Here is a 24,773-nt window from a genome sequence, read left to right on the forward strand (position 1 = left end):
CCATGAGGGCGTTGGCCTGGTGGCCGGGGTCCTGGTGGCTCTCGGCCATGGAGGCCAGCCTGTCCACCACCCTGGGCGAGCGCACGGCCTCCGTCTCCCGCACCGCGCGCAGGTAGAGCGACATCTCCGGCTCCTGCGTGGTGTGCGCCCACTCAATGACCTGGAGCGCCGCCTGGGCGTCCTTCCCGATGAGCTCGGCGAGCCGCTGCTCCAGGAAGAGCAGCGCGGCCTGATCATTCTGGGCGATGGCCTGCCGGATGGCGGCGCGCACGCCCTCGAGCCCATGCAGGGACTCGAGCTTCAGGTAGCCCGCGTAGCACGTGAGCCGGGCGAGGCGTGGCTCGGCGAGGGGCCGCTCGTCGACGGCCAGGGCCGGGGTGGTGCCGAGCGTGGCCAGCAGCGCACCCAGGCGCCAGCACCGGGAGAGTGAAGAATCCATGTGCGAGGCCTTCAACCTGACTCCCGCTGCCGTGACAACCCCCCCCGGGCATATGCATCCGGGCCCGAGACCGTATAAAACCGCTGCCGGGGTTTTTTCTCCCACCCTCAAATAAACTGAAAAAACCGGAATCAGCGGCGCCATGTAGGGGAATGCATGGTGGAAATCAAGCGGTGCGGCGGTCACGAATGAGTGACGCCGGTGGAGCACAGGCCGCGTGTTATGGAGCCCTCATGAACCACTCGCAGAGCAAGGCCCTCTTCTCCCGAGCGCAGGAGCGTATTCCGGGCGGTGTGAACTCCCCGGTGCGTGCCTTCCGGGGCGTCGGCGGTGAGCCCGTCTTCTTCAAGGAAGGCGCGGGCGCGTGGCTGACGGACGTGGACGACAACCGGTACGTGGACCTGGTGGGCAGCTGGGGCCCGCTCATCCTCGGCCATGCCTATCCGCCCGTGCTGGCGGCCATCACCGAGGCGGCCCGGCGGGGCACCACCTTCGGCGCGCCCACGGACCTCGAGGTCCAGTTCGCCGAGCTCCTCTGCGCCACGGTGCCGAGCGTGGAGAAGGTGCGGCTCGTTTCCAGCGGCACGGAGGCCACGGTGGCGGCCATCCGGCTGGCGCGCGGCTTCACGGGCCGCGACTACATCCTCAAGTTCGAGGGCTGCTTCCACGGCGCGGGAGACCCCTTCCTGGTGAAGGCGGGCAGCGGCGTGGAGACGCTGGGGCTGCCGGACTCGCCGGGCGTGCCCAGGGACGTGGCGGCCCTCACCCTCACGGCGCCGTACAACGACCTGGGCGCGGTGGAGAAGCTCTTCTCCGAGCGGGCCAAGGACATCGCCTGCGCCATCATCGAGCCCGTGGTGGGCAACATGGGCGTGCTCATCCCCGAGGAGGGCTACCTGCAGAACCTCCAGGCGCTGTGCCGCGCGCACGGCGTGCTCTTCATCCTGGACGAGGTGATGACGGGCTTCCGGCTCGCCCGCGGCGGCGCGCAGGAGGTGTACGGCCTGCGTCCGGACCTGAGCACCTTCGGCAAGGTGGTGGGCGGCGGCATGCCGCTGGCGGCCTACGGCGGCCGGCGCGACATCATGTCGAAGATTGCCCCCGAGGGCCCGGTGTACCAGTCGGGCACGCTGTCGGGGAATCCGGTGGCGGTGGCCGCGGGCATCGCGAGCCTCCAGGCGCTGCGCGCGCCGGGCGTCTACGAGCGCCTGGACTTCATCGGCCGGGAAATCGAGGCCGGCCTGCGCGCCGAGGCGGAGGAGAGCAAGGTCCCCGTCACCATCAACCGCGTGGGCAGCATGTTCACCGTCTTCTTCACCGAGGGGCCGGTGTTCGACTACGCGAGCGCGAAGAAGAGCGACGCGGCCCGCTACGGCCGCTTCTTCCACCTCATGCTGGAGGAGGGCGTGTACCTGCCGCCCAGCCAGTTCGAGGCGGCCTTCCTGTCGCTGGCCATCAACGAGCCCGAGGTGGCGCACATCCTCCGGGCGGCTCGCAAGGCGTTCCGCGCGCTTGGACAGGGCGCCTGAGACAGAGCAGAGCCCGGGGCCCATCCCCTTCGGCCCCTATACCCTGGTGCGGCGCATCGGGTATGGGGGCATGGGAGAGGTGTTCCTCGCGCGCGAGGAGCTCCAGGGCGAGGCGCCCGGCCGCGCCTGCGTGGTGAAGAAGGTGCTGCCGGGCCTGGCCGGCAACGCCAACTTCCTCGCCCGCTTCCGCGACGAGGCCCGCGTGGTGCTGCGCCTGTCCCACCCCAACATCGCCCGCGTGTGGGCCATGGGCGAGGTGTCCGGCGCGCTCTACCTCGCCATGGAGTACGTGGCGGGCAAGACGCTCAACCGGCTCGCCTGGCGCCTGCGCAACCGCGGAAAGTCTCTCCCCGTGGGGCTGGTGCTGCTCATCGGCGAGCGCATGTGCGAGGGCCTCGCGTACGCGCATGACGCCACGGACGAGCAGGGCCAGCCACTGCACCTGGTGCACCGGGACCTGTCCCCCGCCAACGTGTGCATCTCCTACGGGGGCGAGGTGAAAATCATCGACTTCGGCGCGGCGCAGTCCACGCTGAAGCAGGCGCAGACGGCGCCCAGCGTGGTGATGGGCAGCATCTCGTACATGGCGCCGGAGCAGGCCCGCAAGCGGCGCGTGGACCGGCGGGCGGACGTGTACGCGACGGGCGTGGTGCTCTGGGAGCTGCTCGCCTGGCGCCCCCTGGCGCAGAAGGGGGACGTCACCGAGCGGTGGAAGCGCGCGGCCTACCCCCAGTGGGAGCCGCCGGGCACCCACCGGCCCCTGCCGCCCGAGGTGGACGCGGTGGTGCTCAAGGCGCTGGCCGTGGAGCCCGAGGCGCGCTTCCCGGATGCCGCGGCGTTCGGGGCCGCGCTGCGCCAGCTGCGCGAGAAGTACGCGCCCGGCGTGGGCGACGCGGACCTGGCGCGGGTGATGGGCGAGGCCTTCGCCAAGGAGAAGGGGGTGGAGGACGGTGTGCTCGCGGAGCTGCTGCGGCGCGGGCCCCCACCCCAGCGGCCCATCCCCGAGCGGGAGATGCCCGCCTTCGCCCCGCCCACCGCGCTCGCCTTCGAGCACCGCGCCCTGGATGCCCCCGCCGGCTTCGTCCCCTCCGGCGAGGTGGTCGTCGTCGAGGAGTCCAAGCCCCAGGGGGGGCCGGAGGCAGCCGCGGGGGCTCCCGTCCCGACGCCGCACTCCCGCGAGGTGCGCGTGGCCTTCGACGTGGAACAGCCGGGAGAGGAGTCCGGGCTGGTGCGCGCCATCGAGGAAGGCGGAGAGGCCGAGGGCGGCGCAGCCGTGGCGTCCGCTCCCACCGCAACGCCGGCGCCGTCCTTCGGGGCCTGGCTCGCCGCCGGGCTGTTCCTCGCCGCGCTCGCGGTGGGCTTCCTCCTGGTGTGGCTGCTGGCGTGAGCCCCGAGCCCTTCACTTCGCGTGCCAGCGCCACGCACGGGAATTTCACGCCCGCCCCAATGGCTATCGGGAAGTGAACAGTCGTCACAATCGTATACCGGGGACGGATCGTGGCCCACGAGTGCACGGGGGGCGTGTGGTAGAGGCCGGACCCCAGGAGGCGTTTGTTGACCACTCGTATCCACGAGATTCTCAGGAAATATCCGTCCGAGCTGCTCACGGAGTGGCTCAACGCCATGACGGCGGGTGGGGTGCGCCGGGACGCGCTGATGAAGGAAGCGGAGCTGCGCGAGCAGTGCGCCGAGTTCCTCCGGCTGCTGACGCAGGCCACCGAGCAGGGCAATCTGACCGACATCACCGGCTCCGCGTTCACCCCGGCCCGGGAGATGCTGGAGCGGCTGTCGCGCTCGCGCAGCCTGCAGGGCTTCTCCCCCGCGGAGACGGCCACCTTCATCTTCAGCTTCAAGCAGCCCCTGTTCGACCGGATGCGCCGCGAGTACGCCAGTCAGCCGGAGGTGGTGGCCGATGAGATGTGGGGCGGCACCCTCCTGCTCGACAAGCTGGGCCTGTACACCACCGAGGTGCACCAGCGGGCGCGTGAGGAGGTCATCATGCGCCAGCAGCAGGAGATGATGGAGCTGTCCACCCCCGTGGTGCAGCTGTGGGATCGCATCGTCTGCCTGCCGCTCATCGGCACGTTGGACAGCGGGCGCACCCAGACGGTGATGGAGACGCTGCTGCAGCGCATTGTGGAGACGGGCGCGGAGATCGCCATCATCGACATCACCGGCGTGCCCACCGTGGACACGCTCACCGCCCAGCACCTCATCAAGACGGTGACGGCCACCCGGCTGATGGGCGCCGAGTGCGTCATCAGCGGCATCCGTCCCCAGATTGCCCAGACGATCGTCCACCTGGGCGTGGACCTGGCGGGCGTGGTGACCAAGTCCAGCGTGGCCGGGGCCTTCAGCTGGGCCCTCAAGCGTCTCAACCCGTCCGTCAGCGCTCAGGGCCCGCGCACGCCGGGCAAGGCCTAGCCGGAGTCATCACATGGAGCGCATTCCCATCCTCCGCATGGGGCGGGTGCTGCTGGTCACCATCCAGGTGGACATGCATGACCAGCTCGCGGTGACCCTGCAGGACGACCTGACCTCGAAGATCGTCGAGACGGGCGCGCGCGGCGTGCTCATCGACATCTCCTCGCTGGAGGTGGTGGACTCCTTCATCGGACGCATCCTCGGCAACATCGCCACCATGTCGCGTGTGCTGGATGCGCAGACGGTGGTGGTGGGCATGCAGCCGGCGGTGGCCATCACCCTGGTGGAGCTGGGCATGTCGTTGCCGGGCGTCCGCACCGCGCTCGACGTGGAGAAGGGCATGGCGCTGTTGCATGCCTCCATGGAGGACGACGAGGTCGTGCTCGAGGTCGCGGATGCAAGTCTTGAGGACTGAGGTGATGCCCATCCGCTCGGCGCAGGACCTGGTGCTCGTGCGCCAGGCCGTGCGCACGTGGTCGGCCGAGCTGAAGTTCAGCCTCGTGGAGCAGACCAAGATGGTGACCGCCGCCAGCGAGCTGGCGCGCAACACCCTGGACTACGGCAAGGGCGGACACGTCACCCTCGAGATGCTCCAGGAGGGCCTGCGCAAGGGGCTGCGGTTGTCCTTCGAGGACAAGGGGCCGGGTATTCCCGACATCGACCTGGCGCTGCGCGACGGATACACCTCGGGCGGCGGCATGGGGCTCGGGCTGGGGGGCGCCCGGCGGCTCGTGAACGAGTTCGACATCGTCTCCAAGGTAGGGGAGGGCACGAGGGTCACGGTGACACGATGGAAGTGAGCTCCACGGCGATTCCGGTGACGGAGAGCAGTCAGGCGGGACATGCGCGCCGGACGGCGGCGGCGCTGGCCGCCCGCCTGGGGTTCAGCGAGGAGGCCCAGGGCAAGGTGGCCCTCGTGGTGAGCGAGGCGGCCAAGAACCTGGTGGCCCATGCGCGCGAGGGCTTCATCCTCCTGCGCGCGCTCCATGGGGGCCCGCGCGTGGGCGTGGAGGTGCTCGCGCTGGACAAGGGCCCGGGCATCGCGGACGTGGAGCGCTGTCTGCGCGATGGTTTCTCCACCGCCGGCACCAGCGGCGTGGGGCTGGGCGCCATGCGGCGCATGTCCACCCTCTTCGACATCCACTCCGTGCCGGGCGTGGGCACGGCCGTGCTGGCCCAGCTGTGGGCCGAGCAGCCGCCCCCCGCCTCCCGCATGGAGGTGGGCGGGGTGTGCGTGCCCATGCCGGGCGAGGAGGTCTGCGGGGACTCCTGGGCGGTGGACACCCAGGCGGACCGCTGCCTCTTCCTCGTCGCGGATGGGCTTGGCCATGGGCCCGAGGCGGCCCGGGCCTCGCGCGCGGCGGTGGTGTCCTTCCTGGAGCAGGGCTCCCTCGAGCTGGTGGAGCTGCTGCGCGGCGCGCACCAGGAGCTGCGCAGCACCCGGGGCGCGGCGGTGTCCTTCGCCTCGGTGGACGGCGCCCAGCTGCACTACGCGGGCGTGGGCAACATCTCCGGGGCCGTGGTGTCCCCCGAGGGCACCATCCAGCGGCTGGTCTCCATGAATGGCACCCTGGGACACCAGGCGCCCCGCATGCAGCAGTTCAGCTACCCGTGGAAGGCGGGGGCCACCCTGGTGATGTGCTCGGACGGGCTGGCCACCCAGTGGCGGGTGGATGGCTATCCCGGGCTGCTCGCCCATCATCCCAGCCTTTTGGCCGGGGTGCTGTACCGGGACTTCGCCCGGGGCCGGGATGACGCCACGGTGCTCGTGGCGCGCGAGGCTTCCCGCGGAGGATTCCGGTGAGCTCCTCTCTCTTCCAGGCCGAGCTGCGCACCGGACAGGACGTGGTCAACACCCGCCAGCGGGGACGGCACATCGCCCAGTCCCTGGGCTTCGACGGGCAGGATCAGGTGCGCATCGCCACCGCCATCTCCGAGGTGGCGCGGCTCGCCGCCACCCAGGCCAACGGCCACATCGAGTTCCTGCTGGAGGAGATACCCGTGCCCTCCCTGCTCGTGCGGGTGCGCACCTCGGCGGCCAACGAGGGGCTCGCCGTGGGCAACACGCCGGAGACGCTCCGGCCCGGGCCCGCGCTCGCTCCGGCGCAGCGGCTGATGGACCGGGTGGTGCTGCGCAGGGACGGCGACGGGTGGCTCCTGCTGGAGCTGGTGCAGCGCCTGCCGCAGCTCTCCCCCATGCCCCAGGCGCTGGAGTCGCTCAAGGACGAGCTGGAGCGGCAGCGGCGCGCCAGTGCCGCCGACGAGCTGCAGAAGCAGAACGCGGACCTGCTGCGCATCCTCGACGAGCTGCAGGCGCGCAAGGCCGAGGTGGATCGGCTCAACCGCGAGCTGGAGGAGACCAACCGCGGCGTGGTGGCCCTCTACGCCGAGCTGGAGGAGAAGGCCGAGGCCCTGCGCCGCGCCTCGGACATGAAGACGCGCTTCATCTCCAATGTCAGCCACGAGCTGCGCACCCCCATCAGCTCCGTGCTCAACCTCTCGCGGCTGCTGCTGGACCGCATCGACGGGCCGCTCACCGCCGAGCAGGAGAAGCAGGTCCTCTTCATCCGCAAGTCCGGCGAGGCCCTCCAGGAGCTCATCGACGACCTGCTGGACCTGGCCAAGATCGAGTCCGGCCGCTCCGAGGTGCTGTGCACGCGCTTCTCCGTGGAGGCGCTGTTCGGCGCGCTGCGCGGGATGCTGCGGCCGCTGCGCGTGCACGAGGGCGTCTCGCTCGTCTTCGACGAGACGGACGGCCTGCCGGAGCTGCACACCGACGAGCGCAAGGTGTCCCAGATTCTGCGCAACCTCGTCTCCAACGCGCTCAAGTTCACCTCCCAGGGCGAGGTGCGGGTGTCGGCGAGGCCGGGCCCCGGGGACACGGTGGTGTTCTCCGTGCGGGACACCGGCGTGGGCATCGCCCCCGGGGACCAGGAGCGCATCTTCGAGGAGTTCGTCCAGGTGGAGGGGCCCCACCAGCAAGGGGTCAAGGGCACGGGCCTGGGGCTGCCCCTCTCCCGGCGGCTCGCGGAGCTGCTGGGCGGCGCGCTCACCGTGGAGAGCCAGCCGGGCCAGGGCAGCGCCTTCCATGCGGCGGTGTCGCGCGACTACACGCAGCGCTCCGGCGCGGCGGGGGAAGAAGGTGGGGACTCCCAGCAGTTGGAGCGCGATACGCCCCATGCCCGGACCGTGCTCATCATCGACGACGACGAGGTCGCCCGCTACCTGCTCCAGCGGCTGCTCGCGGATGCCTCGCTCCAGTTCCGGGAGGCCGCCTCGGGCTCCGAGGGGCTGCGGCTCGTGGGCGAGGTGCGGCCCGCCGCCATCCTGTTGGACCTCTCGCTGCCGGGCATGGACGGCTTCGAGGTGCTGGAGGCGCTCCGGCGCGAGCCCTCCACCCGCAACATCCCCGTCATCATCCACACCAGCCGCTCGCTGACCGAGCAGGAGCGCGGGCGCCTCCTCCCCCATGTGGTGGGCATCCTCTCCAAGAGTGGGCTCACCCGGGATGTGGCGCTCGAGCTGCTCCAGCGGGCACTCTCCGGCCCCGGCCAGGGGTCCGGCGGTGGTGCCGCCCGCTCCTGATCTCCGCCCCACCCGCCAGTTTTTGAGGAGACCGTCGTGTCTCACAGGGAAACCATCCTCCTCAACATCAACGACAACGAGGCCAACCGCTACGCCGTCACGCGCATGCTGCGGGCGGCGGGCTTCCAGGTGCGCGAAGGCGGCACCGGGGCCGAGGCGCTGAGGCTGGCCGCCGAGGTGCGGCCTGATCTCATCGTCCTGGACGTGAAGCTGCCGGACCTCAACGGCATCGAGGTGTGCCGGCGGCTGAAGGCGGAGCCGCGCACGGCGGGCATCGCCGTGCTGCACCTGTCGGCCAACTACATCCGCCCCGAGAACAAGGTGGAGGGGCTGGAGAGTGGCGCGGACGGCTACCTGGCCCAGCCGGTGGACGGAGGGGAGCTGCTGGCCACGGTGCGCGCGCTGCTGCGCATGCGCCGGGCGGAGGACGAGGCCCGCGCGGCGGCGGTGCAGTGGACGAGCACCTTCGACTCGCTGGGGGACGGGGTGTGCCTGCTGGATGGGAGCGGGTGGGTGATGCGCGCCAACCAGTCCCTGCTGCGGCTGCTCGGGCTCTCCGGGGAGCGGGTGTTGGGGCGGCCCTTCGAGGAGCTGATGCGGGCGGCGGCGGGCCCGGAAGCCGAGCTGCCGCCGAGCTGCGGCGCGGTGCTGTCCTGCCGGGAGGAGACCGAGGTGAGCCTGGGCGGGCGCTGGTACCGCGTGGCGGCCAACCCGGTGGCGGGCGCGGAGGGCACGGCGGTGGGGGCGGTGCGCATCCTCACGGACATCACCCCCCGGCGCGAGCTGGAGGACGCGCTGCGGCAGCGGGCGGCGGATCTGGCCGAGGCGGACCGGCGCAAGGACGAGTTCCTGGCCATGCTGGCGCACGAGTTGCGCAACCCCCTGGCGGCCATCACCAACGCGCTGCACCTGCAGGTGGCCACGCAGCCGGAGGGCGGCGAGTCCAAGTCCATGCGGGTGATGATGCGGCAGAGCCAGCACCTGGCGCGCATGGTGGATGATTTGCTGGACGTGTCGCGCTTCAACCGGGGCCACATCGAGCTGCGGCGGGCGCCGGTGGACCTGCGGCAGGTGGTGCAGCACAGCGTGGAGGCGCGCCGGCGGTCGCTGGAGGAGAAGGGGCTGCACCTGGAGGTGTCGCTGCCCGCCTCGGAGAGCCTGTGGCTGGACGGGGATGCCACGCGGCTGGAGCAGGTGGTGTCCAACCTGCTGGACAACGCGCGCAAGTACACCGGGCCCGGGGGCCACGTCTTCGTCGGGGTGACGGTGGAGCGGAGCGGGCAGGGGCGCCAGGCGGTGCTGCGCGTGCGGGACACGGGCATCGGCATGAGCCCGGAGCTGCGGGGGCGGGTGTTCGAGCTCTTCGTGCAGGCGCAGCAGCAGCTGGCGCGCACCTCGGGCGGACTGGGCATCGGGCTGACGCTGGTGCGGCGCCTGGTGGAGCTGCACGGCGGCGAGGTGACGGCGCACAGCGAGGGCGAGGGCCGGGGCAGCGAGCTGATGGTGCGGCTGCCCCTGGCGGCGGCGCAGCCCGTCGCCGCCGCGCCCGCGTCGGAGACGCCGCCTCCGGACACCGAGGCGCCCTCGGCGCGGCGGGTGCTGCTGGTGGAGGACAACGAGGACACGCGCGAGGTGCTGCGCGAGCTGCTGGAGATGTGGGGGCACCGGGTGGAGGTGGCGGAGGATGGCTTCAAGGGGGTGCAGCTCTTCCCCTCGCTGAAGCCGCACGTGGCCCTGGTGGACCTGGGGCTGCCGGGGATGGATGGCTTCCAGGTGGCGCGCCGGATTCGCGAGTCCGAGGGCGGCCGGGACGTCTTCCTGGTGGCCCTGACGGGCTACAGCGGCGAGCACCGGACGCAGGCGGTGGAGGCGGGCTTCAACCTGCACATGGTCAAGCCCGTCAAGCCGGACGAGCTGGAGCGGTTGCTGGAGCAGCTCCCGTGAAATCCGGGGGGGGACGCAACTTCCGTGACGCTCGTGAGACAATTCCATCGCCGTCACTGATTTTCAGTGCCTCCCCCCGGAGCCGCCCGTGAGCACCATCTCCTCCTCGTCCCGCACCCGCGCCGCCCTCACCCCGGCCGCCGCCTCGTCCACGCCCCCGCTGCCCACGGGCACCCTGTCCAAGGGGGCCTCGGGCCCGGCGGTGAAGCAGCTCCAGGGCGCCCTGGTGAAGCTGGGCTTCATGACCCAGGCGCAGATGAACACGGGCCCGGGGACCTTCGGACCCCAGACGGAGGCCTCGCTCAAGAAGTACCAGGCCGCCAACAAGCTGACGGCGGATGGCGTGTTCGGCCCGAAGACGCGCGCCGAGATGCTCAAGGACCTCACCCCGGCGAAGCCCGCCCCCGCGCCGGCCAAACCTTCCGGCGTGACGGCCCCCCCCGCGGGCCTGGAGCGCGGCAGCACCGGCGCCGCGGTGAAGCAGCTGCAGACGGCCCTGGTGAAGCTGGGCCACATGAGCCAGGCGCAGATGGACACCGGCCCGGGCGTCTACGGCCCGGCCACCGAGGCTGCGGTGAAGAAGTTCCAGGCGCAGTGGAAGCTGGGCGTGGACGGGGAGTACGGCGCCAGGACGAAGGCCGCCATGGACAAGGCGCTCGCCGGCCAGAAGCCGCCCGCGTCCACTCCGTCGACGCCGACCACCCCCACGCCTTCCACGGGCGGTGTGAAGAAGCCGGACATGAAGTGGGTGCCCTCGGCGAACTTCAGCTCGCGCGGCGGGGCGGACATCGACGCCATCGTCCTGCATCACACCGCCTCCAACAACGAGGCCGGCGACCTGGCCACGCTCACCAAGAAGGGCACGGACGTGAGCGCGCACTACCTCATCGGCCAGGACGGCACCATCTACCACCTGGTGGATGACAAGATGGCGGCGTGGCACGCGGGCGTGTCGTCGCTGCACGGGGACAAGAGCCCCAGCGTGAACGCGCGCTCCATCGGTATCGAGATTACGAACGACGGCAGCGGCAAGACGCCCTTCACCGAGGCCCAGTACAAGGCGCTGGAGAAGCTCGTGCCGTACCTGGCCAAGACGTACGACGTGCCCATGAAGAACATCCTGGGCCACAAGGACGTGGCCCCGGGCCGCAAGGTGGACCCGGCGAGCAACTTCAACTGGGATCGCATCCGCCGTGCCACCGACGCGGTCATCTGAGCCAGTACCCGCCGATACCTCGCTGATACCCCTCCAAATATCCCCTCTCCCGAGGGGAGAGGGGAAATCAGCGAACCCCCTGCGCGGTGTCCGATCCCCGGTTAGCTTGTCCGCCCTGTCCAGTTGGCACGAGGAGAGCGGATGACGACGATCAACGCGGCGGCGAGCGGTACCTTCCGGATTGGCGGCGACCTCGAGGTGAACCGCCTCGGGTTCGGCGCCATGCGCATCACGGGCAACGGCATCTGGGGAGACCCGGAGGACCCCAAGGAGGCGCGCCGCACCGTGGCGCGCGTCCCCGAGCTCGGCATCAACTTCATCGACACCGCCGACAGCTACGGCCCCTTCGTCAGTGAGGACATCCTCGCGGAGGTGCTCTCGCCGTACAAGAAGGGCCTGGTGATCGCCACCAAGGGCGGGCTCACCCGGCATGGGCCGAACATCTGGCTCCCCGTCGGCCGGCCCGAGTACCTCAGGCAGTGCGTGCTGATGAGCCTCCGGCGCCTGAAGCTGGAGCGCATCGACCTGTGGCAGCTGCACCGCATCGACCCGAAGGTGCCCCGTGACGAGCAGTTCGGCGCCATCGCGGGCATGCAGCGCGAGGGGCTCATCCGCCACGTCGGCCTGAGCGAGGTCTCCGTCGAGGAGATCCAGGCCGCGGGCCGCTTCTTCAAGGTCGCCACGGTGCAGAACCTCTACAACCTCGCCAACCGCCAGAGCGAGGCGGTGCTCGACCACTGCGAGAAGAACAACATCGGCTTCATCCCCTGGTACCCGCTCGCCGGTGGCCCGCTGGCCAGGGAGGGCGGGGCGCTCGACACGCTCGCCAAGAAGCTCGGGGCCTCGCCGTCGCAGATCGCGCTCGCGTGGGTGCTCGAGCGCTCGCCCGTCATGCTGCCCATCCCCGGTACCGGCAAGGTGAAGCACCTGGAGGAGAACACCGCGGCGGCCAACCTGAAGCTCGGTGACGAGGACTTCCGCGCGCTCGACGCCCAGGGGCAGGAGGCGTGGCGCGCGCAGAAGCGCTGAGGACGTCTCGTGCGGCCCGGGCTCAGCGCGTGTAGCGCTGCACGGTGGTGACGGCGGAGGCGAAGGTAGTGCCGCCCGTCACCAGCACCTGGCCCGAGTGCAGCAACGTCGCGGCATGACCGGTGAGCGGCGCGTTCAGCGCTCCCGCGGACATCCACGCGTCCGCCGACGGGTCATACAGCGACGCATACCCGTTGGAGTGCGTGAGCAGCACCTCGCCCGAGTAGAGCATCGTCGCGCTGATGACCTGGCCGCCGGAGTAGAGGGTGGGACCGAGGGTCCACGGGGTGGAGCTGTACGGGTCGTAGAACTCCACCTGCTCCGGGCCGCCGCCCGCGACGAGCACCTTGCCCGAGTAGAGCCGGACGGCGACGTGGTTGCCGCGCGCCCTGTTCATGGGCGGGAGGGCCGTCCAGGTGTTCGTGGACGGGTCATACTCGCGCGCGCTCTGGAGCGTGCCGAAGGGATAGAGGATGCCGCCCGTCACCAGCACCTTGCCCGAGTAGAGCAGGGTGGCGGTATGGCTGGAGCTGGCCGTGGGCGCGGAGGCCGCGGGGCTCCAGGTGTGGGTGGCCGGGTCGAACAGCTCCGCGGTGTTCGTCTCCCCGTCGGTGGAGCCGCCCCCCACCGCCAGCACCTTGCCCGAGTCGAGCAGGGTGGCCGTGTGGTTGCCGCGCGGCGTGGCCATGGGGGCCACGGCGGTCCACGTCCCCGTGGTCTGGTCGTACACTTCCGCGCTGTCGAGCCAGGTGAGCGGCCCCGTGCCGAGCCCACCGCCGGCCACCAGCACCTTGCTCGAGGAGAGGGCGGTCGCGGTGTGCCGCTCGTGCGCGGAGAGGGGCGCGGCCGTGGGCGTGGACACGTTGCTGTAGGGGTTGAACACCTCGGCGGTGGTGCCACCCACCACCAGCACATCGCCCGTGCCGTTGAGCAGGGTCGCGGTGTGGGCGGCGCGCGCGCTGGCCAGGGCGCCGGTGAGGCTCCAGGTTCCCACGCCCGAGGGCTCGGGCGCCGTCGAGGCCGTGACGGTGGGGGCCGTGGTGCTGGTGAAGAAGTCGGGGAACGTCGCGGTGTAGTAGGGGCCGCTCCCGGTCTCTCCGGGGATGACGCCGCCCTTCTCGCCCCGGACCTTCAGGGTGGTGCCATCGGCGAGGATGAACAGCTCGCCGTTGACGGAGGTGGGGCGGTAGTCGACGTGCGCCGCGATCGTCACGGAGCGCACCACCGACAGGGTGTCCGGGGCCACATGGCGGATTTCCAGCCAGGTGCCGGAGGAGCCGCTCGGCGAATACTTGTGGGTGTAGCTGACGGCGACCCCGAGGTCATTGGCGGCCAGCGACAGCTGGGGGACCGAGTATCCCCCCGGGAGCTCCACGCTCCCCGCGTCCCACGGACACGTGGCGGAGGCCTGCCGGGTGACGACGGGCACGTACGTGGGCGGGAAGGGCGGCATCACCTCCTTGTACGTGAGGGTGAAGGTGCATCCGCGCGACACCGCGGTGGTCAGCGCGGCGGTGCTCGTGACGAGCCGCGACGGCTCCTCGGTGGCGGACCCTCCACAGGCCTGCGTCAGGAGGGCGGCCGAGAGGGATGCTGCGAGCTTCAGGGTGCGCATGTGTTGGCTCCTTTGCGCGCCCATATTCCGGATCGGCTGCCATTCAGTCTATCCGTATTTTCCCTGCTTTACGCTTCTCTCTTTCCAAGACGCCAGGAGGTGGATGCTCTTGGTGCTCCCCCTTCATGTGTGCTCCGTCCACGACCGCCATCGCTCGATGGTCTGTCGCTGGCGGTGAACGGGCCAGTCAGGTTGAAAACCACATGGCTGTCCGGAGCGGATGTCCAGTTCCAGCGCCGCACGGGCCCGAGCGTCGAATGGACTCCGGGGGTGAGCCAACTCTTCGATGCATGCGTCCAGGGTGTAGTGCTGACCCAATCGCAGCCGTGACTTCCCTTCCAGTCGGGAGCGGTGCTCAGCCCACCATGCCCGCCACACGGCGCTATCGGTGCTCGGCCGTGTCACCTCTCGCGCGGACTCCTCCGCAGCGCCCTCATCAGCCGCCTCTTCATCAAAGACATGGCTCTTCTCCGTGAGCCCCGCGCCGGTCATCAGCGCCAGCGCCGAGGCCGCTGCTTCTCTCACTTCGGCTTGGGGGTGCTCCAGGTGCTCGAGGAGCAGCGGAACGGCCGCGGGCACTCCAAGGATGCCGATGGCTTCGAGGGTGGTCCTGACCAACTCGGGCCGGCGACTGAGTTGGCGTAACGAACTGAAGTCCTGGGGCGCTCCGGCCAGCCCAAGGAGCCAGGGGATTCTCGGAACGAGGGGGCCCGCAGCCTGGGCGGCCTGGCGACAGGCCTGCAAAGCACGAGATGAGCCGAGCCGCAGCGACGCGAGGAGCCATATGTCCAGTTCCTCTGGGGGTGCCTCGGTCAGCTTCCGTTCCAACACGGGAAGCGCGGGGCTGTGGCCAAGTTCTGATACCGCGAGCGCTGCGGCGGCGCGAACCTCCGGTACGGCATCCTCGAGCAGCGGTAGGAGTGGTCCGGCCCCTGTTTCATGGCGATGCCCGAGGATACGCGCGGTGGTGGCCCGTACCTCCGGACGTGGCGAGGACAGCAATGCCTCGAGTCTTTCGGAAAGTTGCGGATGCAGCACCAGGGAGAGGGCCTCGGTGAAACACGGCAGCCGCGCCTCGTCCGCTTCCCCGAGGCGGATGGGTGCTCCAGGAGTGAGCGGGGAGTCAAGCCACCACCAACGAAGTCTGGTTGCCGAGAATGTCGCTGATGCGTTCCAGCTCGCGGGGGGTCCGGGCGGCGACCGTGACGCCCATGAGGCCTCCCGCGTCGTCGAGCCGCACATACAGGGCGGCATCCGCTCGGTCGTAGAAGCGATAGGCCACACTGGTTCTGGCCACGCGCTCGAACCCCAGGCGTTGGGCCCTCTCATCGACGATACGCGCGAGCGCTACTGGACTCGCGATGGGCGCCTGTTTCCTGTTCTTCGTGGACGGGGTCAGGAGTCGTTGACGGTCGAAATCCTCCATGCGTTTTTCCGAGAAGGCCAGGGAGAGGAGGAAGTCATTCAGAGAAGGATCCAGTGAGTCGAAGTATCCATCCCTGGAGAACTCACCCATGCTGGGAAAGCGCACGACGGGGCAGTCTCTTTGCCCTGGCCTGGTGCATTCCAGATAGTAATCCATCTGGGGATCATCCTCCTGGATGGCGAAGAGGATGTAGCCTCTGGGGGGCGGCCAGTCGCCGCTCTTGTAGAATTCCAGGATGCGTTCGATGTGGAAGTCGATTCCCTCGATTTCGAGTCCGCCCATGTCCCGCCCCATGCGGGTGAGGAACTCGCGGTAGCTGTCTGGGAGCGGCTGACCCGCGAGCACTTCGAGGTTCCGGATCTCCTCGGGCCCGGCTCCCCGGAGCCTGCGGGAGTAGCCCGGGTCATAGCGCTCGACGAGGGCGATGAATTCTTGGAGCATGTCTGTCTTTTCCCTCCTTGAATCAAGGACACGGACGAGCACCGCATAGCAAGCAGGGGAGTGCGCTCTGGCAGGTCCGGCACGAGGGAACCGTATCCCCATCGCGGAACTGATGCTTGACCGTCCTGCCATTCTTTCGATAACGCACCCGGACGCTCTTCTGGGGATCCGTGGGTGAATAGAACTGTTCGGTCATGAGGTATGGCTTGTGACCGGCCTTCTGCATGGCCTGGATGAGCTTGGGGGCCGCGCACACGCCAAAGCGGTTGTTGTTCTTGCCCGGAAGGGCTTTGTGGAGGTTCAGCAGCCGATCCTCCTGCGTGGGCGAAAGCGGGCCATTGGCGTTTTGCAGGGGAGGTGTGACGGGTCCTGCCAGTTTCCATCCCAGGGACTGTACTGCGGCTTTGAACCCATCCGTCTCGGCGCCAGACATCGCGGCGTAGACCTCACTGCCACACTGGCAGAGCAAGACGCCAATCATGTACCCAGCTCCCCTCCTGAGCACGCGCGTCTTGCCGATCTGATCGTTGAGCGTCTTGATCTGGGAGGACACCGCCTTGGTGTTGCCTCCCTGGTCCTTCAGTGTCGCCAGGGTGGTTTCGAGCCCTTGCCGGGTTTGCTGGAGAGCGGCCTCTTGTGCCCGTTTCGCATCGAGCTCCTTCACCAGGGTGTGTGTGTTGCCCTTGGTGGTCGTGTGCTCATGGAGCCGGTGCGATTCCTTGGGCTGCTGACAGAGGTCGCAAGGGCCCAGGGGAGCGCGGTCATCACCATAGGCGAAGCCGGTCCGCCCATTCTGGGCGAATGCGCTGTTGAAGGTATTGCCATTGTGCTGGGTAGGTTCCAGGAATCCCCTGGTTCATCGCCACTGCTCGTACCCAGGTTTGAATCCTTGAGGGCCACGGGATTGCCTTCGAGCGTCACGGACGTGCTCCCCTTGGATAGAGCTCCGTCTCGAGCCACGTTCACGTAGGGAACAGGCACGGGCCCACCAGGAGAGGGCGTCTTGCACACATCTGGCACCGCGCAGGTATTGACCTGGCCGTCTCCCTTGTGAACCACCGACCGGCCATTGGCGTACACCTTGCTCATGTATCCCCCTCAATGATGCAGGTCCCGACTTGTCCCGCATCAGCACAACCGTAGACCAGGATGCGGACAGGCTCTTCCGAGACCTTTTCCAACCTGCCCAGCAGGTGCAGCGCGCTACCGAGTTGGATGGCTCCCGCTGCCGCACCTGCGTCTCCGAGGCTCTCGGCGATCTGGCTCATCGTCAGCGGCTCTGGCATCAGTGCTGCGTTGCGCAGGTAGGCGTAGTTGAACTCCTGCGCCCAGAAGGTCTCCCCTGTCTGGCACGACAGGATGTGGTCCACCCGCCGGGCTCCCGTCAAGGGATGGAGCCGGAGCTGACGGAAGGCGTTCGTCAGTCCCTCCGCCATGTTGGGCTTGTGCTGCAGGAAGGAATGCGGCTCGTGTGACAGGGCACAGCCCAACACCCGACCTCGTGATTTCAGCCGTCCTTGACGGGAGAACTCCGCGGAAGTCAGGAGGATGAAGCCAGCTCCCTCCCCTGGCAGGATGCCGTCCGGCATTCCAGGCCCCAGGGTCCGGCCAGTTTGCGCGTGGTGTGCCAGAGACTGACGGTCGCACATCGAATCCACGCCGCCCACCAGGACCCAGGGGGCGCGGCGGGATTTCAGGAGCTGGGTGGCCTCGGCCAGTGCGCGGAAGAATCCCGCACGACCTTCGTGGAAGAGCGCGTCCCTGGAGACCTTCAACCGCACCGGAGCTGCCGCGCGGTTGAGTTCCTCTCGTACAGCTTTCAGGTCGAAGGGAGCACCACTCCCCGGTTCCGGCAACGCCAGCAACAGCGGCAGCTCGGCAACACCAGGCGGATCCACGTCCTTGAGTGCCTCTTGGAGCGCCGTCACCGCCAGCGGCACCATTCGCTCTGAACGCGAAAGACTGGGCTCCAGGAGTCTCAGCACCGAGGCGCGGACCGGCTCGCCTGTGGAATCCAGGACGTCCGTTTCGAAGAATCGTACGGTGCCCGCGGCCATCTCCGCCTGGGTGGTTCGTGCGGTCAACCCGAGCGGGGTACACAGCCCCAGCCCAACGATCACCATCTCGTCCGAGCCACGTTGTCGTGCGTTCACCTGGGCATCTCCTCCCAGGGTTCCAATTCCCGGACGAGGCTGTACTCGTGATGGGTCAGCTCGCGATGGGCCGGGATGGCGGCGCGCCAGAGGAGTGTCAGCGCTCGTTCGTCGGGATCGATCTGTACCGCGTCCAGCACCAGCTCCCGCCGGTCGACACGGTGGCGGAATACGCACTTCACCATCAGCCGATGATGAGGAAGGGGGAACGCCATCTGGCCATCAGGTGATAGCCCCGCGAGCACCACCGGTTCTCCACCCTTCAGTCCCGGCGAGGCGACGAGCCCCGGCGCCGCGGCGTTGAAGAACCGCACGTCGAAGTCGGGTGGCCACAGCGGGGCGCGCTGCTGCACCCACTCCTCATCATAGGTTCCTGCGAGCCCCAGGCGCGGTTGCCAGTTCCGGGCAATGGGGCCGAATCCCACCGGATTCACCCGATCTGTCGGGCCGCGCATCAGCTGGAAGGGATCCTCCAGATTCGGAAGAGGTTGTTCGACAGCTTCTTTCGTGGAGCCATACAACCCGACCCCCACCGGGTTGCGCGGCTCGTGGGCAGGAGGCTCATCGCCCGCCACCTGGGCGGTCCCACCGAAGCTGCGCTCGTATCGGAGCGGCATGAACTCGAAGGGACGCGGTTCCGAGGCCTTGAGCCCCGAAACGCCTCGGTACCACACCCGGGTTCCAAAGACGTGTATCCCTTTTTGATAGGGGCCCACCCTTACGGCGGCGAGCATCTCGGTCACAGGCCGGCCTCGAGGGGCTCACGCGTGGCCCGAGACGTAGATATCGGTCCCCAGGCGCTGATAGGCGGTCTGTCCTTCGTAGCGCAAGCTGGATGTGCCCGGCTTTCCCCAGTAGACGTCCTCCATCACGGGAGGGCGCTGCTCCTCACTCAACCTGGGGGGAACGGAAGGTCGGCCCGCGGGAGGCAGGTCGAATCTACCCGCCACGCAGATGACCAACAGCTCTTCTCCCTCCTTGTTCATGGAGGGCACATCCACCGCATGGAAGGGGCTCAGGTTCTCGAGGTTCGGCATGCGGTCCAGATGTTTCCCTGGTGCGATTATACCAAGAGCTGGATGCCGTGGTCGCCGACCTGCGCTATGTGGAGGGCATGGCGATTGAGACCGAGTCGGGAGTGACGCTCCCCTTCGACCGCTTCTGGGACTGGATCCTGGATCACACCAACTGCATCCTCAGCGTCGGCACGGAGGAGTCCTGGCTGTACGACGCCGAGGCGCTCCACTGGGTGCTCTTCTCGGAGGAGAACGGCTCGCCCGTGGTGCAGCTCATCCTGGGCAAGCGGCTGGTGGGGGAGATGGTGCTCGACACCACGGACCTGCACCAGGTGCAGGTGATGGTGGATCCGGACAACGTGGAGCGCGGTTACTTCCTCTTCAAGGTGGTGGGGGGCCTGAAGTCGGCCCCCCGGGTGCGCTACACCTTCCAGCTCGCCCACGGGCTGGAGAACCTGCCCACCCCGCACGTGGCGGGGTTGAAGCACTGAGCGCGGCTCACGGCTTCTTCGTGGGCTTGTTGATGTCCGCGAAGAAGTCGTTGCCCTTGTCGTCCACGACGATGAAGGCCGGGAAGTCCACCACGTCGATCTTCCAGACGGCCTCCATGCCCAGCTCGGGGTACTCGAGCACTTCCACCTTCTTGATGCAGTCCTTGGCCAGCCGCGCCGCCGGGCCACCGATGGAGCCCAGGTAGAAGCCGCCGTGCTGCTTGCAGGCCGCCGTGACGGCCGGCGAGCGGTTGCCCTTGGCCAGCATCACGAAGCTGCCGCCCTGCGCCTGGAACTGGTCCACGTAGGCGTCCATGCGGCCCGCCGTCGTCGGACCGAACGAGCCGGAGGCGTAGCCCTCGGGCGTCTTGGCCGGGCCGGCGTAGTACACCATGTAGTCCTTGAGGTACTGCGGCATGCCCTCGCCGCAGTCCAGGCGCTCCTTGATCTTGGCGTGGGCGATGTCGCGCGCCACCACCATGGGGCCGGAGAGCGACAGGCGCGTCTTGATGGGGTAGCGCGACAGCTCGGCGCGGATGTCCGCCATGGGGCGGTTCAGGTCGATCTTCACCACGTCGCCCGACAGGTCCGCGTCCTTCGTCTCGGGCAGGTACTTCGCCGGGTCCGCCTCCAGCTGCTCCAGGAAGACGCCGTCCTTCGTGATTTTTCCGAGCGCCTGGCGGTCCGCGGAGCAGGAGACGGCGATGGCCACCGGGCAGGAAGCGCCGTGGCGGGGCAGGCGGATGACGCGCACGTCATGGCAGAAGTACTTGCCGCCGAACTGGGCGCCGATGCCGGTGCGCTGGGTGAGCTTGAGGACCTCCTGCTCCAGTGCCACGTCGCGGAAGCCGCGGCCGAGCGCGTTGCCCTCGGTGGGCAGCGAGTCCAGGTAGCGCGCCGAGGCGTACTTGGCCGTCTTGAGCGCGAACTCGGCCGAGGTGCCGCCCACCACGATGGCCAGGTGGTACGGCGGGCAGGCCGCGGTGCCCAGCGAGCGAATCTTGGACTCGAGGAACGTCAGGAGGCTCTGCGGGTTGAGGACCGCCTTGGTCTCCTGGAAGAGGTAGCTCTTGTTGGCCGAGCCGCCGCCCTTGGCCATGAAGAGGAACTTGTAGGCGTCGCCGTCGGTGGCGTAGAGCTCGATCTGCGCGGGGAGGTTGTTGTTGGTGTTGACCTCCTTGTACATGTCGAGCGGCGCCATCTGCGAGTAGCGCAGGTTGGCGGTGCGGTAGGTGTCGAAGACGCCGCGCGAGATGGCGGCCTCGTCACCGCCGCCCGTCATCACGTACTGGCCCTTCTTGCCCATGACGATGGCGGTGCCGGTGTCCTGGCAGGAGGGGAGCACGCCACCGGCGGCGATGTTGGCGTTCTTGAGCAGCTCGAGCGCCACGAAGCGGTCGTTGGACGAGGCCTCGGGGTCCTGGAGGATGTGGGCGAGCTGCTGGAGGTGACCGGGCCGCAGGAGGTGGGAGATGTCCCGCATGGCCTCGCGGGTGAGGAGCGTGAGCGCCTCGGGGGCGACCTGGAGGAAGGTCTTCCCGCCGGCCTCGAAGGTGGAGACGTGGTCCTTCGTGAGCAGCCGGTAGGGCGTCTCGTCCTTGCCGAGCGGCAGCATGTCCTGGAACTGGAAGTCGTTCATCGTGGCCTTCTCCAACGGTTGGCTGCGCCGATTGTCGGCGCAGAGCGGCCCGTCCGGGGAGCCTTCCGGAAACACATCGAAAACCTACCCTCATGCGAGCAACGAGCCATTGTAGGGGAGCCGCCCGCCGGCCCTGGGGGCGGCCGGGGGTGGTGGGCTCCGCGCACCCGGCGCGGTTGAGGGCCGTCCAGGCGGGCGGGGGGCCCTCTCTTGCCTGTTCAGGGCGCTCCCTGTCACGCTTCGTGGGATGGTGACCCCGAGCAACATCACCTTCGATGATTCCTTGTGGCCGCTGCTCATCGTGCGTTTCTCCGGCACGCCGAACAAGCAGCAGTTCGAGGAGTACATGGCCATGCGGGGGCGCTATCTGGCGCGCAACCAGAAGCACGCGCTCATCTACGACACGGTGCGCTTCAACGTGCTCAACCCCGAGCAGCGCCAGCGGCAGATCGACTGGCTCAAGCAGCACAAGGAGCTCCTGGGGAAGCTCTCGCTGGGCAGTGCGCTCGTCATCACCTCGCCCGTCATCCGGCTGTCGTTGAGCCTCGTCCTCCAGTTCTCCCAGGCGAGCGCGCCGTACCATGCCGCGCGTTCGATGCCCGATGCCGCGAGCTGGTGTGCGGGACGTCTCGCGAGCGCCGGTCTCCTTACGGAGGCCCGGCGCGTCCGGACGCACTTCGGGCTGGCGCCGCGTCAGGGCACGGCCTGAGCCGGTCCGGAGGCGAAGCCGAGCAACTGGTCCGACTGTCGGACCAGTGGGTGCCTCGCGCTGGAGGTGACGCGGGCTCCAGCGGCCTCGGCGGCTTGCGTGGCCTCCTCGCGGCTCAGGCCGCGCCCGCGTTCTGGGCACCTGACGCCCGCCTCCCCGCCCGGTGGGCGAGGGACGTGGGGCCATCGGAAAGGAGTGCACCCGGAGGAGCCCTGGTAGCATCCGCCGCCATGATCCGACCCCTTACGAAGTTCCTCCCGGCCCTGGCTGTCTCGGCGGGACTGGCCGCGCCCGCCGCGCTCGCCTGCACCAGCCTGCTGGTCAACAAGGGCGCCACGGCCGACGGCTCCACCGTCATCACCTACGCCGCGGACTCGCATGAGCTGTACGGCGAGCTGTACTACACCCCGGCGCGCCGCAACCCGCCCGGCGCCATGCGCGACATCATCGAGTGGGACACCGGCAAGTTCCTCGGCCGCATCAAGGAAGCCCCCGTCACCTACACGGTGGTGGGCAACATGAACGAGCACCAGCTCACCATCGGTGAGTCCACCTTCACCGGCCGCAAGGAGCTGGAGGGCCCGGCCGGTATCGTCGACTACGGCTCGCTCATCTACGTGGCCCTGGAGCGCGCGAAGACGGCCCGCGAGGCCATCAAGGTCATGACGGACCTGGTCGCCGAGTACGGCTACGCCTCCACCGGCGAGTCCTTCTCCATCGCGGACCCCAAGGAGGCGTGGATCCTGGAGATGATCGGCAAGGGCACGGGCCAGAAGGGCGCCGTGTGGGTGGCTCGCCGGCTGCCCGAGGGCTACCTGTCCGCGCACGCCAACCAGGCGCGCATCCGCCAGTTCCCGCTCAACGACGCGGAGAACGCCCTGTACTCGCCGGACGTCATCTCGTTCGCGCGCGCGAAGGGCTGGTACACCGGAGCGGACAAGGACTTCAGCTTCGCGGACACCTACCACCCGCTGGACTTCGAGAGCGTGCGCTTCGCCGAGGCGCGCGTGTGGAGCATCTTCCGCCGCGCGGCGCCGTCGGCCGGACTGGGCCCGGACTACGTGGATGGCTCGGCCCCCACCAAGCGCCTGCCGCTGTGGGTGAAGCCGGACAAGAAGCTGGCCGTGCAGGACGTCATGGGGCTGATGCGGGACCACTTCGAGGGCACCCCGCTGGACATGACGAAGGACGTGGGCGCCGGGCCGTACGCCGCGCCCTACCGCTGGCGCCCGATGACGTGGGAGGTGGACGGCAAGCGCTACCTCCACGAGCGCGCCATCTCCACGCAGCAGACGGGCTTCTCCTTCGTGGCGCAGATGCGCTCGTGGATGCCGGGCCCCATCGGCGGCGTGCTCTGGTTCGGCGTGGATGACACCTCCACCACCGTGTACACGCCCATGTACGCGGGCATCCGCACCGCGCCGAAGAACCTCGCCACGGGCGTGGCCAACCGCGGCGAGTTCTCCTGGGACTCGTCCTTCTGGGTGTTCAACTGGGTGTCCAACCAGGCCTACGCGCGCTGGAGCGACATGAGCGTCGACGTCCAGAAGACCCAGGGCGAGCTGGAGGGCCAGTTCCTCGCCGACCAGGCCGACATCGAGAAGGCCGCGCTGGAGCTGTACAAGAACTCGCCCGAGCAGGCGCGCACCTACCTCACCGCGTACTCGACGCAGCAGGGCGACAAGGTCCACGCCCGCTGGCGCAAGCTGGGCGAGCAGCTGCTCGTGAAGTACATCGACGGCAACGTGCGCGACGAGATGGGCCGGGTGAACCACCCGAAGTACCCGGACTTCTGGTACCGGTACATCGTGCGCGACACCGGCGCGCGGCTGGCCATCCCCGAGGAGCCCAAGCCCGCCGAGGCGAAGCCGCAGGCGCAGCCCGAGGTGAAGCCGGGCCAGAAGGCCGAGCCGAAGCCCACGGTCGCTCCGGCGCCGTGAGGCGGTGAGGGACCCGGGCGCGGGGAGTCACTCCCGGAGCCGCTCCCGCGCCCGGGGAGCAGGAGGCCAGGGAGGCGTTATCTCCTTGGCCCGGTGCCGGGACCCGTCGAGACTCGCCGAGGGATGCGCATGTTTCTCTCGACACCTTCCGGGTCCGCCATGTCTCGAACCGACAGCGGAGCGGCCACGCACATAGGCCGCAGGCCGAACAACGAGGACTCCTACTGCCAGAAGCCAGAGCTGGGCTTCTTCGCGGTCGCGGACGGACTGGGCGGCCACGAGGGCGGCGAGGTGGCCAGTCAGCTCGTGCTGAGCACGGTGGCCGACTTCCTGGCCGCGCAGGAGGGCCAGCCGCAGCCCGCCACGCCGGGGGGGAGCAGCGAGGGCCTCATCACCCGGGCCGTGCGCCTGGCGCACCACGAGGTGCACGTGCGTCAGAGCGGCCGGCTGTCGATGATGGCCTCGACGATCACCGCGGTGCTGCTGAGGGACGGGGAGGCCGTCGTGTGCAACCTCGGGGACAGCCGCACGTTCCTGGTGCGCGACGGGGAGTTGCGGCGGCTCACGAAGGACCACACGGTGCTCGCGGAGATGGAGGAGGCGGGGCTGGATACGAGCAACCCCTTCGCCGTCATGCACCGCAACTCCCTGACGGGGGCGGTGGGGATGGAGGCCAGTGTGGACCCCGAGTGCAGCCGCGTGACGGTGCAGCCGGGGGATGTGCTGGTGCTCGCCAGCGATGGCCTGTACGAGCCCGTGCCGCCGGAGTTGATGGTCTCGCTCCTGGCCCAGGGAGGCTCGGCCCAGGAGATGGCCGAGCGGCTCGTTGCCAAGGCCTACGACCGGGGAGGCAGCGACAACATCACCGGCGTGGTGGTGCGGATACTGGAGAACGCTTAGGGCTCGTCTTGAACAGTCGCCACGCCGGATGTTCCTTCCCCATGCCGGATGTTTTGCTCTACCGGTAACGCTGATAACTTGAGCCGTGGACTTGGTGCTCGCGGAGGGAGGTTCTCTTGGGTGAGGGTGGCAAGAAGCCAGTTGCGATGCCGTCCTGGGTAGCGCAACTCGGTGAAATCCTGAAGAGTGGCCCCCTGGCGACAGCGGTGCTGAATTCGGCCATCACCTATTCCGCCTCTTCCACCTCGTCCACGGAGGCAGATGTCCAGGCCTTCCT

General features: G+C 69.0%; 21 protein-coding genes and 2 pseudogenes. 14 read left to right on the forward strand and 9 right to left on the reverse strand.

Annotated elements, in window-relative coordinates:
• Positions 1-439: pseudogene (locus AC16DP_RS10585) on the reverse strand (hypothetical protein); the annotation flags it as partial.
• Between the two features lie 233 nt (positions 440-672).
• Between AC16DP_RS10585 and hemL the strand changes: the two are divergent.
• The 10 genes from hemL to AC16DP_RS10635 all read left to right on the forward strand — a co-directional run bounded on the left by hemL (position 673) and on the right by AC16DP_RS10635 (position 12,166).
• The gene (hemL, locus tag AC16DP_RS10590) at positions 673-1,968 is read left to right on the forward strand and encodes a glutamate-1-semialdehyde 2,1-aminomutase (protein WP_329727205.1); all 1,296 of its coding nucleotides are present in this window, start codon (positions 673-675) and stop codon (positions 1,966-1,968) included.
• The gene (locus AC16DP_RS10595; protein ID WP_329727206.1) at positions 1,952-3,355 is read left to right on the forward strand and encodes a serine/threonine-protein kinase; all 1,404 of its coding nucleotides are present in this window, start codon (positions 1,952-1,954) and stop codon (positions 3,353-3,355) included. The genes hemL and AC16DP_RS10595 overlap by 17 nt, the downstream gene beginning before the upstream one ends.
• 167 nt (positions 3,356-3,522) lie before the next feature.
• Positions 3,523-4,392 (forward strand): STAS domain-containing protein, encoded by an 870-nt coding sequence (locus AC16DP_RS10600; protein WP_329727207.1) that lies wholly within the window; start codon positions 3,523-3,525, stop codon positions 4,390-4,392.
• A gap of 13 nt (positions 4,393-4,405) precedes the next feature.
• Positions 4,406-4,807 (forward strand): STAS domain-containing protein, encoded by a 402-nt coding sequence (locus tag AC16DP_RS10605; protein ID WP_329727208.1) that lies wholly within the window; start codon positions 4,406-4,408, stop codon positions 4,805-4,807.
• Between the two features lie 4 nt (positions 4,808-4,811).
• Positions 4,812-5,192, forward strand: a complete 381-nt coding sequence (locus AC16DP_RS10610; RefSeq protein WP_329727209.1) for an anti-sigma regulatory factor — start codon at positions 4,812-4,814, stop codon at positions 5,190-5,192.
• Positions 5,183-6,196, forward strand: a complete 1,014-nt coding sequence (locus tag AC16DP_RS10615) for an ATP-binding SpoIIE family protein phosphatase (protein ID WP_329727210.1) — start codon at positions 5,183-5,185, stop codon at positions 6,194-6,196. The genes AC16DP_RS10610 and AC16DP_RS10615 overlap by 10 nt, the downstream gene beginning before the upstream one ends.
• On the forward strand, positions 6,193-7,977 hold the full coding sequence (locus tag AC16DP_RS10620) for an ATP-binding protein (RefSeq protein ID WP_329727211.1): 1,785 nt from the start codon (positions 6,193-6,195) through the stop codon (positions 7,975-7,977). Before AC16DP_RS10615 ends, AC16DP_RS10620 begins: the two co-directional genes overlap by 4 nt.
• A gap of 36 nt (positions 7,978-8,013) precedes the next feature.
• Positions 8,014-9,921, forward strand: coding sequence for a hybrid sensor histidine kinase/response regulator (locus tag AC16DP_RS10625; RefSeq protein WP_329727212.1), 1,908 nt, complete (start codon positions 8,014-8,016; stop codon positions 9,919-9,921).
• An 88-nt stretch (positions 9,922-10,009) separates the two neighbouring features.
• Positions 10,010-11,137 carry a peptidoglycan recognition protein family protein gene (locus AC16DP_RS10630; protein WP_329727213.1) on the forward strand — a complete coding sequence of 376 codons (1,128 nt, stop codon included), beginning with the start codon at positions 10,010-10,012 and terminating at the stop codon, positions 11,135-11,137.
• Between the two features lie 141 nt (positions 11,138-11,278).
• The gene (locus tag AC16DP_RS10635) at positions 11,279-12,166 is read left to right on the forward strand and encodes an aldo/keto reductase (RefSeq protein WP_329727214.1); all 888 of its coding nucleotides are present in this window, start codon (positions 11,279-11,281) and stop codon (positions 12,164-12,166) included.
• A gap of 22 nt (positions 12,167-12,188) precedes the next feature.
• Here AC16DP_RS10635 and AC16DP_RS10640 read toward each other — a convergent pair whose 3' ends face one another.
• From AC16DP_RS10640 to AC16DP_RS10670, 7 genes and pseudogenes are all read right to left on the reverse strand, one after another.
• Entirely contained in the window at positions 12,189-13,781 is a 1,593-nt protein-coding gene (locus AC16DP_RS10640; RefSeq protein WP_329727215.1) for a Kelch repeat-containing protein, read from the reverse strand.
• 123 nt (positions 13,782-13,904) lie between these two features.
• Positions 13,905-15,023: a HEAT repeat domain-containing protein gene (locus tag AC16DP_RS10645; protein WP_414640687.1), complete on the reverse strand. Its 1,119-nt coding sequence runs from the start codon at positions 15,021-15,023 to the stop codon at positions 13,905-13,907.
• The gene (locus tag AC16DP_RS10650; RefSeq protein ID WP_329727216.1) at positions 14,905-15,648 is read right to left on the reverse strand and encodes an SMI1/KNR4 family protein; all 744 of its coding nucleotides are present in this window, start codon (positions 15,646-15,648) and stop codon (positions 14,905-14,907) included. The genes AC16DP_RS10645 and AC16DP_RS10650 overlap by 119 nt, the downstream gene beginning before the upstream one ends.
• A gap of 22 nt (positions 15,649-15,670) precedes the next feature.
• A complete protein-coding gene (locus AC16DP_RS10655; protein WP_329727217.1) occupies positions 15,671-16,312 on the reverse strand; it encodes a hypothetical protein in 642 nt (213 codons plus the stop codon).
• Entirely contained in the window at positions 16,309-16,737 is a 429-nt protein-coding gene (locus AC16DP_RS10660; protein WP_414640688.1) for a PAAR-like domain-containing protein, read from the reverse strand. The genes AC16DP_RS10655 and AC16DP_RS10660 overlap by 4 nt, the downstream gene beginning before the upstream one ends.
• Positions 16,734-17,801, reverse strand: coding sequence for a 3-oxoacyl-ACP synthase (locus AC16DP_RS10665; protein WP_329727218.1), 1,068 nt, complete (start codon positions 17,799-17,801; stop codon positions 16,734-16,736). The genes AC16DP_RS10660 and AC16DP_RS10665 overlap by 4 nt, the downstream gene beginning before the upstream one ends.
• Positions 17,798-18,838 (reverse strand): annotated as a pseudogene (locus tag AC16DP_RS10670) (DUF2169 family type VI secretion system accessory protein). Before AC16DP_RS10670 ends, AC16DP_RS10665 begins: the two are co-directional and overlap by 4 nt.
• Before the next feature lie 77 nt (positions 18,839-18,915).
• On the opposite strand from AC16DP_RS10670, the gene AC16DP_RS10675 reads away from it, so the two are divergent.
• Positions 18,916-19,308, forward strand: coding sequence for a hypothetical protein (locus AC16DP_RS10675; protein ID WP_329727219.1), 393 nt, complete (start codon positions 18,916-18,918; stop codon positions 19,306-19,308).
• A 7-nt stretch (positions 19,309-19,315) separates the two neighbouring features.
• Here the strand turns inward: AC16DP_RS10675 and AC16DP_RS10680 are convergent, their stop codons facing one another.
• Complete coding sequence (locus tag AC16DP_RS10680; protein ID WP_329727220.1) at positions 19,316-20,947, reverse strand: fumarate hydratase; 1,632 nt, start codon at positions 20,945-20,947, stop codon at positions 19,316-19,318.
• A 247-nt stretch (positions 20,948-21,194) separates the two neighbouring features.
• Between AC16DP_RS10680 and AC16DP_RS10685 the strand changes: the two genes are divergently transcribed.
• The 3 genes from AC16DP_RS10685 to AC16DP_RS10695 all read left to right on the forward strand — a co-directional run bounded on the left by AC16DP_RS10685 (position 21,195) and on the right by AC16DP_RS10695 (position 24,496).
• Positions 21,195-21,656 (forward strand): hypothetical protein, encoded by a 462-nt coding sequence (locus AC16DP_RS10685; RefSeq protein WP_329727221.1) that lies wholly within the window; start codon positions 21,195-21,197, stop codon positions 21,654-21,656.
• Between the two features lie 230 nt (positions 21,657-21,886).
• Positions 21,887-23,596, forward strand: a complete 1,710-nt coding sequence (locus AC16DP_RS10690) for a dipeptidase (RefSeq protein ID WP_329727222.1) — start codon at positions 21,887-21,889, stop codon at positions 23,594-23,596.
• Positions 23,597-23,755: 159 nt separating this feature from the next.
• Positions 23,756-24,496, forward strand: coding sequence for a PP2C family protein-serine/threonine phosphatase (locus AC16DP_RS10695; protein WP_329727223.1), 741 nt, complete (start codon positions 23,756-23,758; stop codon positions 24,494-24,496).
• The last annotated feature ends 277 nt before the right edge of the window (positions 24,497-24,773 follow it).

Source organism: Archangium sp., from assembly GCF_057119385.1.

Excerpts from the sequence above, each read along its gene's own strand:
- AC16DP_RS10695 (WP_329727223.1), top strand. The coding sequence starts at position 23,756 with ATGTCTCGAACCGACAGCGGAGCGGCCACGCACATAGGCCGCAGGCCG.
- hemL (WP_329727205.1), top strand. The coding sequence starts at position 673 with ATGAACCACTCGCAGAGCAAGGCCCTCTTCTCCCGAGCGCAGGAGCGT.
- AC16DP_RS10645 (WP_414640687.1), bottom strand. The coding sequence starts at position 15,023 with ATGTGCGGCTCGACGACGCGGGAGGCCTCATGGGCGTCACGGTCGCCG.
- AC16DP_RS10660 (WP_414640688.1), bottom strand. The coding sequence starts at position 16,737 with ATGAGCAAGGTGTACGCCAATGGCCGGTCGGTGGTTCACAAGGGAGAC.
- AC16DP_RS10635 (WP_329727214.1), top strand. The coding sequence starts at position 11,279 with ATGACGACGATCAACGCGGCGGCGAGCGGTACCTTCCGGATTGGCGGC.
- AC16DP_RS10640 (WP_329727215.1), bottom strand. The coding sequence starts at position 13,781 with ATGCGCACCCTGAAGCTCGCAGCATCCCTCTCGGCCGCCCTCCTGACG.
- AC16DP_RS10615 (WP_329727210.1), top strand. The coding sequence starts at position 5,183 with ATGGAAGTGAGCTCCACGGCGATTCCGGTGACGGAGAGCAGTCAGGCG.
- AC16DP_RS10685 (WP_329727221.1), top strand. The coding sequence starts at position 21,195 with ATGGTGACCCCGAGCAACATCACCTTCGATGATTCCTTGTGGCCGCTG.
- AC16DP_RS10690 (WP_329727222.1), top strand. The coding sequence starts at position 21,887 with ATGATCCGACCCCTTACGAAGTTCCTCCCGGCCCTGGCTGTCTCGGCG.
- AC16DP_RS10610 (WP_329727209.1), top strand. The coding sequence starts at position 4,812 with ATGCCCATCCGCTCGGCGCAGGACCTGGTGCTCGTGCGCCAGGCCGTG.
- AC16DP_RS10605 (WP_329727208.1), top strand. The coding sequence starts at position 4,406 with ATGGAGCGCATTCCCATCCTCCGCATGGGGCGGGTGCTGCTGGTCACC.
- AC16DP_RS10675 (WP_329727219.1), top strand. The coding sequence starts at position 18,916 with ATGGCGATTGAGACCGAGTCGGGAGTGACGCTCCCCTTCGACCGCTTC.
- AC16DP_RS10650 (WP_329727216.1), bottom strand. The coding sequence starts at position 15,648 with ATGCTCCAAGAATTCATCGCCCTCGTCGAGCGCTATGACCCGGGCTAC.
- AC16DP_RS10680 (WP_329727220.1), bottom strand. The coding sequence starts at position 20,947 with ATGAACGACTTCCAGTTCCAGGACATGCTGCCGCTCGGCAAGGACGAG.